This window comes from Paenibacillus sp. MT124 (assembly GCF_058792755.1).
In genome coordinates this window covers 1-10,000 of sequence record NZ_CM179500.1, presented here as the reverse complement: position 1 = coordinate 10,000, position 10,000 = coordinate 1, and the positions used below count along the sequence as shown (strand labels likewise).

At 47.5% G+C, this 10,000-nt stretch carries 8 protein-coding genes (1 of these 8 cut by a window edge); 1 reads left to right on the top strand and 7 read right to left on the bottom strand.

Annotation, left to right across the window (positions count from 1 at the left end):
• Positions 1-2,142, bottom strand: partial view of a DNA gyrase subunit A gene (gene gyrA / locus AC3RCI_RS00040; protein ID WP_354480433.1) — the 5' portion only. The gene continues 411 nt to the left of window position 1, outside the view; only the first 2,142 of its 2,553 coding nucleotides appear in the window; its start codon is at positions 2,140-2,142; its stop codon lies off the left edge, out of view.
• Between the two features lie 423 nt (positions 2,143-2,565).
• Between gyrA and AC3RCI_RS00035 the strand changes: the two genes are divergently transcribed.
• The gene (locus AC3RCI_RS00035) at positions 2,566-3,501 is read left to right on the top strand and encodes a YheC/YheD family protein (RefSeq protein ID WP_127537621.1); all 936 of its coding nucleotides are present in this window, start codon (positions 2,566-2,568) and stop codon (positions 3,499-3,501) included.
• Positions 3,502-3,573: 72 nt separating this feature from the next.
• Here AC3RCI_RS00035 and gyrB read toward each other — a convergent pair whose 3' ends face one another.
• The 6 genes from gyrB to dnaA all read right to left on the bottom strand — a co-directional run bounded on the left by gyrB (position 3,574) and on the right by dnaA (position 10,000).
• On the bottom strand, positions 3,574-5,484 hold the full coding sequence (gene gyrB / locus AC3RCI_RS00030; protein ID WP_127537620.1) for a DNA topoisomerase (ATP-hydrolyzing) subunit B: 1,911 nt from the start codon (positions 5,482-5,484) through the stop codon (positions 3,574-3,576).
• Between the two features lie 145 nt (positions 5,485-5,629).
• A complete protein-coding gene (gene remB / locus AC3RCI_RS00025; protein ID WP_095293520.1) occupies positions 5,630-5,878 on the bottom strand; it encodes an extracellular matrix regulator RemB in 249 nt (82 codons plus the stop codon).
• Positions 5,879-5,891: 13 nt separating this feature from the next.
• Entirely contained in the window at positions 5,892-7,004 is a 1,113-nt protein-coding gene (gene recF / locus AC3RCI_RS00020) for a DNA replication/repair protein RecF (RefSeq protein WP_095293519.1), read from the bottom strand.
• A 54-nt stretch (positions 7,005-7,058) separates the two neighbouring features.
• Positions 7,059-7,274 (bottom strand): S4 domain-containing protein YaaA, encoded by a 216-nt coding sequence (gene yaaA, locus AC3RCI_RS00015; protein ID WP_056697580.1) that lies wholly within the window; start codon positions 7,272-7,274, stop codon positions 7,059-7,061.
• A gap of 16 nt (positions 7,275-7,290) precedes the next feature.
• On the bottom strand, positions 7,291-8,433 hold the full coding sequence (gene dnaN, locus AC3RCI_RS00010; RefSeq protein WP_127537619.1) for a DNA polymerase III subunit beta: 1,143 nt from the start codon (positions 8,431-8,433) through the stop codon (positions 7,291-7,293).
• A 220-nt stretch (positions 8,434-8,653) separates the two neighbouring features.
• Positions 8,654-10,000 carry a chromosomal replication initiator protein DnaA gene (gene dnaA / locus AC3RCI_RS00005; RefSeq protein WP_095362173.1) on the bottom strand — a complete coding sequence of 449 codons (1,347 nt, stop codon included), beginning with the start codon at positions 9,998-10,000 and terminating at the stop codon, positions 8,654-8,656.

Sequence of the window (10,000 nt, the reverse complement as noted above, 5' to 3'; positions counted from 1 at the left end):
GGCTGTAACAATCAGAACGTCAAGCTCCTGATCGACAACGTCCATACCAATGACAACATCGCCCTCATCCAACGTGATCCCTTTTACCCCGGTTGCACTCCGTCCCATGGAACGAACATTACCTTCGGAGAAACGAATAGACATTCCGTTTGAAGTACCCATGATGATCTCTTGCTGACCATCTGTGAGTTTAACCTCTATGAGAGCATCGTCATCACGCAAGGAGATTCCGATCAGACCACCTTTACGGATGTTGGTGTAATCCTCAAGCGGTGTCTTCTTCACAACACCCTGACGGGTAGCGAAGAACAGATACTTGTCGCTCTCGAATTCCTGCACCGGAATCACGGCGTTAACCGACTCTCCCTGTTCAATCTGAATCAGGTTGATAATCGGTGTTCCACGAGCTGTACGTCCAAGCTCTGGGATCTCATAAGCTTTTAGACGGTATACCTTACCCTTGTCCGTAAAGAACATGAGATAGTTATGAGAGTTGGTTACAAATAGATGCTCGACAAAGTCGGTATCCTTGGTATCCATACCCACGACTCCACGTCCGCCACGCTTCTGACTGCGGTATGTTGATACCGGCAGACGCTTCACATAGCCTGTGTGTGTAATGGTGATAATGACCTCTTCACGCGGAATCAGATCCTCATCCAGGATACTTTCTTCGCCAATAGTGATTTCTGTACGGCGATCATCACCGAAGCGCTCACGAATTTCTTGCAGCTCTTCACTGATAATTTCGAGTACCAGATGCTCATTGGCCAGAATCTCGCGATACTCCGCGATTTTGACCATAAGCTCGTTATATTCATTCTCAATGCGTTCCCGTTCCAGACCTGTAAGGCGCTGCAAACGCATATCCAGAATCGCTTGAGCCTGATCATGACTAAGCGAGAACCGCTCAATCAACCCTTCTCTGGCTGCGTCTGTATTGCTGGAGGAACGAATCAACGCAATAATCTCATCGATATGATCCAGTGCAATGCGCAAACCTTCCAGAATATGTGCACGGGCTTCTGCTTTTCTCAATTCGAATTGTGTACGTCTGCGAATAACCTCAATCTGATGCTGCAGGTAGTGATACAACACCTCACGCAGGTTCAGGATTTTTGGCTCCTTATTCACAATTGCAAGCATATTGATACCGAAAGTCGACTGCATTGCCGTGTGCTTGTACAGATTGTTCAGTACAACACCTGGGTTCACATCTCTGCGAAGCTCAATGACAATGCGCATGCCGGTACGGTCGGATTCATCCCGAAGATCTGTAATACCATCAATTTTCTTGTCGCGAACCAACTCAGCAATCTTCTCCACCAGTCTTGCCTTATTGACCTGGTAAGGAATCTCGGTAACCACAATACGTGCCTTGTTGTTATTTTCCTCGATGTTCGTTTTGGCCCGCATTGTAACAGAGCCGCGGCCTGTCTGGTAAGCCTGACGGATTCCGGAGCGTCCCAGAATATAACCGGCCGTTGGAAAGTCTGGACCATGAATGTAATCCATCAATTCCATGGACGTAATATCCGGATTTTTGATCATGGCCTGAACGCCGTCAATCACCTCTCCCAGGTTATGAGGAGGGATGTTCGTTGCCATACCTACCGCAATCCCGCCGACACCATTGACAAGCAAGTTAGGAAAACGAGCAGGTAAAACAACGGGTTCGCTCTCTTCACCGTCATAGTTCGGTTGGAAATCGATCGTATCCTTGTTGATGTCTCTAAGCATCTCCATAGCAATTTTGGACAAACGTGCCTCCGTATAACGCATGGCTGCCGCCATGTCGCCATCGACGGATCCAAAGTTACCATGTCCATCAACATGCATATAACGCAGGGAGAAATCCTGTGCCATCCGTACCATCGTTTCGTATACGGCAGAGTCACCGTGCGGGTGATACTTACCGATAACTTCGCCGACGATTCTGGCTGATTTTTTATGTGGTTTATCGGGTGTCATGCCTAGCTCTGACATTGCGTACAAAATACGCCGGTGAACCGGCTTCAATCCGTCTCGTACGTCAGGCAGGGCACGGCTAACAATGATGCTCATCGCATAATCCATAAACGATTCACGCATCTCGACGCCAATATCCCGATCTTTAATCTGCGAGTTCATTTCTTCCGCCATGCTGGACCTCCTTCTTGTCCTTCAACAAACGTTCCATTCAGTCATTAAAATAGTATATGTGAAAAGCCTAACAAGGCTAAAACCGCGCAAGAACGCTACTCTTTATTATATTACTTTCACAAAAGTTACACAATTAAACGTCCGCTGGGTAATAGCCTTTCTTCCGGGAACTTTAAGCAGTCTGGGGATTAGCCCTGCCTTCCTCTCCGTTTACACATACAATGCTAGAAAAGCGGCATATGTACTGCGTGTATTAAGGCTGGTGCCGTTCCCGTTCTACGTCCAAACTAGCAATTGTGCAGCCAAACGTACAAAACGTCATATTTCTCTATTATACCACTGATATCATCTCTTGTCCTTTGATTTCTCCGTACTGCTGCTCTTAGGGAACTCTGATAAAAACAAGAAAGGACTGGTGGCTTCTTGAGTATCCAGCGTGTCTCCAGCAAATGGACCAAAACAGTTGTGTTGCAGCGCAGCCGTACTGTGAATGAATATATCCCTGTCACAAGGCAATACGATCGCCAAACTCTTGAACGGATGACCGAACTGTTTGAGCTCAATTATATTAAGCCTGACCATGGGACCTACGGTAATGGGGTAATGCGAGTAAAAACAGTCCACTCCTTCAGTGAACCTCCAACCCCTGATCACTCCAATGCAGAGGAGGACATTACTGACGAACCCTCCCTTGCTGAATCCAGCTCACAGGATCTGGAGACTTCCTCACTCCAGGTGACATCCTATGAGCTCCAATACGGCACGAAACAGGAGTCGTATTCGTCTCTTGAGGAGCTCCATCAAGCTCTGGAAGAGCGAATTCAGGGACACCTTTACCTTATTCAGCAGGGCATCCCTCTCCTCAAACACGAAGATCTGCCATTTGACTTACGCGTGCTCACGCAAAAGAATCTGAAGAACAACTGGGAGACGACGGGCATTCTCGGCAGAATTGCTGCACCGGGAAAAATCATAACCAATATTCATGGTGGCGGACGGCTGGCCACATTCGAAGAACTGGTTCTACCCCATCTCCAAGCAACCGGATTACAGAAGCTGCGCAGCGAGCTTTACCGACTTGGTGTTCATACTGCTGTTCAGTTGCAAAAGTCGTTTCCAAGACTCAAAGAGATCGGTATTGATATTGCCCTCGATGAAACAGGCCGCCCCTGGATCCTAGAGGTCAACACACTACCTGGTATCTATGCCTTTGGCTTACTGCCTGACAAAGAGGCCTATCGCAGGATTAAACGATATGCAATTGCCTACGGCAGGTTGCCCTCCAAAAAAAAGAAAACATCACGCAATGCTGCCAAACCACAAGCATCCTCTTCTAAAGTGAAAAGTCGGGCACGTTAGCCTTTGGATTTCCTGTTTTCAACAGCCCACTAAAGTGAAAAAGGCGCCCAGCAGGCGCCTCTTCCCGTATCATCAGATATCGAGGTTTTTCACATATTTCGCATTTTCCTGAATAAAGTCACGACGAGGTTCAACATTATCTCCCATTAGGGTGTCAAACATTGCGTCCGCAAGCATTGCATCACTGATCGATACTTGCAGCATCGTCCGGCTTTCAGGGTCCATCGTGGTTTCCCACAGTTGTCCGGCATTCATCTCGCCGAGACCTTTGTAACGTTGGACATTGAACTTGGCATTTTCACCGAGACTCGCAATAATTTCATCACGTTCCTTCTCGGAACCGGCATAACGAATCACTTTGTTGCGCTCAATTTTGAACAATGGCGGTTGTGCAATGTACACATAGCCTGCTTCAATAATTTTGCGCATGTAACGATACAGGAATGTCAGCAGCAGTGTCCGGATATGAGCACCATCGACATCGGCATCGGTCATCAAAATAATTTTGTGATAACGGGCTTTCGAAATATCGAAGTCATCACCAATACCCGTACCCATTGCAGTGATGATCGCCCTGATCTCCGCATTGCCTAGAATCCGGTCAAGACGGGCTTTTTCCACGTTTAGAATTTTACCGCGCAGCGGCAAAATCGCCTGGAAGTGACGGTCACGACCCTGCTTCGCAGAACCTCCTGCAGAGTCACCCTCGACGATGTACAGTTCACTGATCGAAGCGTCCTTGGAGGAGCAGTCAGCCAGTTTACCTGGCAGGGAGCTCACTTCAAGTGCGCCCTTACGTCTTGTCAATTCCCGAGCCTTACGTGCTGCTTCGCGTGCACGAGCAGCTTGCAATCCCTTTTCCAGAATGCGGCGGGATACCGAAGGATTCTCTTCCAGGAACTCCTGAAGCTTCTCGGCAAACAGGGACTCTACAATTCCGCGCACTTCGCTGTTACCCAGCTTCGTCTTGGTCTGCCCTTCAAACTGTGGCTCAGGAATCTTGACAGAGATAATAGCTGTGAGACCTTCACGTACGTCATCCCCGGACAAGTTACCTGTGCTGTCCTTGATTACACCCGCTTTGCGGGCATAGTCATTAATGATCCGGGTCAATGCACTTTTGAAGCCCGATTCATGCGTTCCACCTTCATGCGTATTGATGTTGTTGGCAAAAGAATAAATATTCTCGGTGTAGTTGTCATTGTATTGCAGGGCAACTTCCACCTGGATATTATCTCTGGAGCCTTCAACGTAGATCGGATTTTCATGCAATACTTCGCGCTTCTGGTTCAGGAAGGAGACGTATTCGATAATACCGCCTTCGTACAGGAACGAATTCGTTGCACCTGTGCGCTCATCTGTCAAAGTAAGACCGATGCCCTTATTCAGGAACGCCAGCTCACGAATACGGGTAAGCAACGTATCGTAATCGTATACCGTGGTTTCCGTGAATATTTCCGGATCCGGGTGGAACGTAACCGTTGTTCCCGTTTCATCCGTTGTTCCTAATGTTTTCAGGTCATACTGCGGAGCACCACGGCGGTATTCCTGTTGATAAACATGTCCGTCACGTTTAACGGTAACGACCACTTTTTCGGAGAGGGCATTCACAACAGAGACACCGACCCCGTGCAAACCACCGGATACCTTGTATCCGCCGCCGCCAAATTTACCGCCTGCATGGAGCACGGTCATAACAACCTCAAGTGCAGGACGTTTCATTTTGGCATGCTCGCCGACAGGGATACCCCGTCCGTTATCGACGACAGTGACGCTGTTATCTTCGTGAATACTGACCTCAATATGGTCACAGTAACCCGCAAGCGCCTCATCGATACTGTTGTCCACTACTTCCCAGACCAGATGATGCAGACCTTTGGCACTGGTGGAACCGATGTACATCCCCGGACGCTTCCGTACGGCTTCCAGTCCTTCAAGGACTTGAATTTCATTCGCATCATATGACGGTTGATTCATAGACATGCCTTTCACCTACTTCTATAGATTCAATATCGTAAATATGCGTTAACTAAGAATGCATGCTGAATGATCATCTTTTCTTCGTTTCAGCAAGTAGTCAAACTAAAAACAAGCAGCAGAAGACACACTATACCCTACCTGTATAGGTCTAAAGATCAGGGAAAATGTGAGCCCGCTTTTTAAGCGTGGCTGAGGAAATAGGTGAATAGTACACAATATTCTTGGTCACGACAATAGACTTGGCTTCCTCTTCACCGATGCGTTCCACTGTTTTTTCCTGCTCGGCATGCGTGACATACTGCTTGGAGATTTTAGAGGATTTTTCAATCGATATATCAAAAATAGCGACCAATTCGGAAGAACGGATAATTTTCTCGCCGCCCAGATGAATGTACATGTACCCTCACTCCTTAGCGTTCAACCTGTCCGGCATGAACATGATAAATACTGGCATCTTTGAGCTTGTCAACGTTCAGGCTCTCGATTCCCGTAGCTGTAATAAAGGTTTGCACCTTGCTCTGGAACGTTTCGATCAGCTGCGTCTGACGAAAAGGATCCAGCTCGGACAACACATCGTCAAGCAGCAGGACCGGATATTCTCCGATTTCTTCGTGGATCAATTCAATCTCCGCAAGTTTAAGGGACAACGCCGTTGTGCGCTGCTGCCCCTGCGAACCATACGTTTGTACTTCCCGGTCGTTAATGAAAAAGGACAGGTCATCCCGGTGCGGCCCACTAAGGGTTGTGCCCCGGCGAATCTCCTGCTCTTTCATTTGTGATAATTTTATCATAAATTGGTCCATTAAAACAGCTTCATCTTCCTCAGCGGCTTCGCTGAAGGATGGAAGATAGGCCAGACGCAGCACTTCCCCGCCTCCGGTGATCCCTTGATGAATCGTTTCGGCCCACTTTTGCAGTTTCTTTATGAATTGTTTCCTTTTTTTGACGATTTTAACACCATGTTCAGCCAGCTGTTCATTCCAGATCTCAAGCATCGTCTGGGCAGAAGCATCCTTGCCCCATAACTGCTTCAGCAGATTGTTTCGCTGCACCAGCACTTTCTGATACTGCTGAAGATGATACAGGTAGCCTGGTGCCACCTGTCCGATCTCCATGTCAAGAAACCGGCGGCGTACCCCCGGTGTGCCTTTGACAATCTCCAGATCTTCCGGTGCAAACATGACCACATTGAGTGCGCCGACAAAATCACTTAACTTTCGCTGCTCAAGCCCGTTGATTTTGGCCTTCTTCCCTTGTTGCGACAAAGACAGCTCCAGATTCACGGTTCCATACTTTTTGTCGACTTCTGCTGCAAGCCTGGCACGTTCCTCGCCGAAACGGATCAGCTCCTTGTCGCGGGAAGTACGGTGGCTCTTGGTGAGCGCAAGCACAAAGATGGCCTCTGCAAGATTGGTCTTCCCTTGGGCATTTTGCCCGATTAACAGATTCACTGGACCGAAAGATTCCAGTTTCAGATGTTCATAATTGCGGAACTGCTGCAGATCAATGCTGTTGACAAACAAGCGGTTAACCTCCCTTTTATCCCGTCCGTCAGGAGGCAGCAGGGATCAAACTGTCTATTCTGCGGCAACTTCGAACGCGCCTTCTCCGTCCACCTCAACGATATCCCCAGGGTATAACTTGCGTCCCCGGCGTTCCTCTGGCTCTTTATTCACACGTACAAGTCCTTCCTGAAGCAGGGCTTTGGCCATGCCTCCAGTCGGGATGCAATCTGCCAGTTTCAAAAATTGGTCAAGCTTAATATATTCCGTACGAATCGTTACTCGGTTCACTGGAATCTTCCTTTCGTTAGTTGGTCGTCCGGTAAGGCAAGATGACGTAAAGGCTGTGACTGTCATCCAGCGGTTTCAAAATGATCGGGCTCATGACGCCGGTAAAAGCGATCATCAGCTGCTCACTCTCCACCACTTTCAGCACATCCAGCATATATTTGGAGTTGAACGAGATTTTCAGCGGATCACCGGTAAACTCGGCCGGTTCAATTTCTTCTCTTACTTTTCCCAGCTCAGAAGAGCTTGATGAAATTTCGATCGTTCCGGATTCCATCGTCTGCATGCGCACAATGTTGGTTTTCTCTTCACGCGACAGCAAATAAGCCCGGTCAATCGACTCACTTAATTTTTTGGTATCCAAAACAAGTTCTGTTTTGTACGAAGTCGGAATAATTCTAGAAGTATCCGGATATGTTCCGTCCAAAATGCGGGAATAAAACAGGACACGGTCAATTTTGAACAGGACCTGGTTGTCAGCGACTACGATATCCACAAGCGTATTTTGATCAGGCACGATTTTGCTGAGTTCGTTCAGCGTTTTACCCGAAATGACGACATTGTTGAAACGCACTCCCTCTGCATTATCCAGCATTGCTGAACGAGTAGCAAGACGGTGGCGGTCTGTTGCCACAAATTTCAACTCATTGTCAGCAAGGCTCCAGAGTACACCTGTCAGGATTGGAGTCGTCTCATGAGTGGAAATGGAGAACACCGTTTGCTTCACCATGTTTTTAAGCAGATCACCTGGAATGGATACCGTTTGGTTCTCTTCAATGCTTGGCAATACCGGGAATTCCTCCGGATCCAAACCTACGAGCTGAATTTCGGTAGCACCTGCCGAGATGAAGGTGTTGAAATTGTCTTTGACCTCCATGTGGATTTCCTGGGAAGGCAGTTTCTTTATGATCTCGACAAAAAACTTGGCTGGCAGTACAACACTACCTGGTTGTTCAACCTGAACTACACTTTTATCTCCCTCTTCAAGCGGGATAAAGGATTGAATCGATATATCCGTGTCACTTGCTGTCAACGTCACACCTTGATGATTAACGTCGAATTTGATCCCGCTCAAGATGGGGATTGTCGTACGGCTGGAGATAGCTTTGGATACATGCTGGATGGATTCGTTCAAGTAGCTTTTCATTATGCTGATTTTCATGGTTTCACTCCTAGCGGATTTTTTGGGTGTTTGGGTATTGAAAGGTGTTAAACAAAAGGCCGAAGGCCGAGCTTTAAACGGCGTATTTGGAGATGATATCTTTTAGATCTTTTTAGTAATAATAGTAATAGGGGCACTGAATATGTGGATAAGTGGGTATAAACCCATAAAATTAAGCCTATCCACATGTGTACACGTTGTGCATAGGCTTGGGACTTGTTCAGGTTGGATTCTTAATTTTTTCGGTTAAGTTGTTGATAACTTTGTAGAGCTCCTGATCGGATTTGATCGATTGGGAGATTTTTTCGTGCGCATGAATCACAGTCGTATGATCTCGTCCTCCGAAGGCTTCCCCAATTTTGGGCAGGGAGAAATCGGTCAGTTCACGCGATAGATACATGGCAATCTGTCTAGGGAAAGCAACGGCTTTGGTCCGCTTCCGTGCTTTGAAATCTTCAAGCTTAAGGCTGTAATACTCGCCGACCTTTTGTTGGATGTCTTGAATAGTGATCATTTTAGGACGGCTGGAAGGAATGATATCCTTCAATGCTTCTGCAGCCAGATGAGTCGTAACGTCTTGATTCGTCAGTGAAGAGTAGGCAACCACCCGAATTAGTGCGCCCTCCAGTTCACGAATATTGGTATCGATCTGATTGGCGATGTACATCATTGCTTCGTTAGGAATATCGAGGTTTTCCGCACGCGCCTTTTTCCGCAAAATGGCGATCCGTGTCTCGAGATCCGGAGGCTGGATATCCGTAATGAGTCCCCATTCAAAGCGGGAACGAAGCCGCTCTTCCAGAGTTGGAATTTCCTTCGGTGGTCTGTCGCTGGAGATAATGATCTGTTTCCGTTCCTCATGCAGCGCATTAAACGTATGGAAAAATTCCTCTTGTGTTGATTCTTTTCCCGCCAAAAACTGAATATCATCTATGAGCAGAATATCGACATTCCGGTACTTGTTACGGAAGCTCTCCCCGCGGTTGTCACGGATGGAGTTAATGAATTCGTTCGTGAATTTCTCAGATGACAAATAAACAACCTTGCTCCCCGGATCATGCTCCAAAACGTAATGGCCAATGGCATGCATCAAGTGGGTTTTGCCGAGTCCAACTCCCCCGTATAAAAACAAAGGATTGTATGCTTTGGCGGGCGCTTCAGCGACCGCCAGCGATGCGGCATGGGCAAAACGGTTGCCTGGTCCAATGACAAATGTATCGAATGTATATTTGGGATTCAGCATGCTGAGAACCGCTTCTTCCTGAACTACCGTAGGCGTTGGCGCCGGCAGCTGCGGATCGGGTTCAGCAGGCTTGTTCTCTTCGATGACAAATTTCACATCGACTTGCTTGCCTAGCAGTTCATATACTGTCGAGCCTACCAATTTGGTGTAACGGCTCTCCAGCCATTCGACGGCAAACGTAGTCGGCGCGGAAATGACAATTGAACTGTCATTCAGCTTCGTTGCTTTGGTTGCTTTGAACCAGGTATCGAAGCTGGGTTTGCTGAGTTTGTTTTGTATGATTGATAAAATTTGCTGCCATAAATCAGAAGTATGGCTGTCCAC

Coding starts and splice junctions, on each gene's coding strand:
- dnaN (WP_127537619.1), bottom strand. CDS start 8,433: ATGAAAATCAGCATAATGAAAAGCTACTTGAACGAATCCATCCAGCAT.
- gyrB (WP_127537620.1), bottom strand. CDS start 5,484: ATGTCTATGAATCAACCGTCATATGATGCGAATGAAATTCAAGTCCTT.
- remB (WP_095293520.1), bottom strand. CDS start 5,878: ATGTACATTCATCTGGGCGGCGAGAAAATTATCCGTTCTTCCGAATTG.